This window comes from Bacillus sp. IS1, assembly GCF_032461585.1.
Classification (GTDB): Bacteria; Bacillota; Bacilli; order Bacillales; family Bacillaceae; genus Bacillus; species Bacillus velezensis.
In genome coordinates, this window is record NZ_JAWCWR010000029.1 from 1 (window position 1) to 413 (window position 413).

Consider the following 413-nt stretch of genomic DNA (forward strand, 5'->3'; position numbering starts at 1 on the left):
GATCGAACTGCTGGATACCGCCGTACCGGCGGCCCGCCAGGACGCCCGCAACATCGCCGCACAGATCAGCCGCGGTTCCTGGCGCATCCACATGGACGCCCCGGTGGTCGGCAAGCCGCAGCTGGTGAGCAACGTACGCGAACTGCAGATCACCGCCGGCGGCCGCGACTACCGCCTGAAGATCAGCGAGGGCGTGCGCCTGCAGCTGGAAGAGATCGTCCAGGCTGCCTGATGGCCGTGCGTGCCTGCGCCCCGGTCGGGACGCAGGCCGCGCGGGCGCGGGAAGCGGAGTACACCGATGCGCATGCCGCATGCAGACCACCTTGAGGCACGGGAAGTAGGGGAAGCACCATGGATCTGGTAAACAACCTGCGGGCCGCGCTGGCCGGCCCTTCGCACGCCCAGCGCTTCCT

Annotated in this window: 1 protein-coding gene; it reads left to right on the forward strand. The window is 69.2% G+C overall.

What is annotated here, in order from left to right; all coding sequences use genetic code 11:
* The coding region (locus tag RUW00_RS22820) for a hypothetical protein (RefSeq protein WP_315956828.1) at positions 1-232 on the forward strand (232 nt) is incomplete at its 5' end.
* Between the last annotated feature and the right edge of the window lie 181 nt (positions 233-413).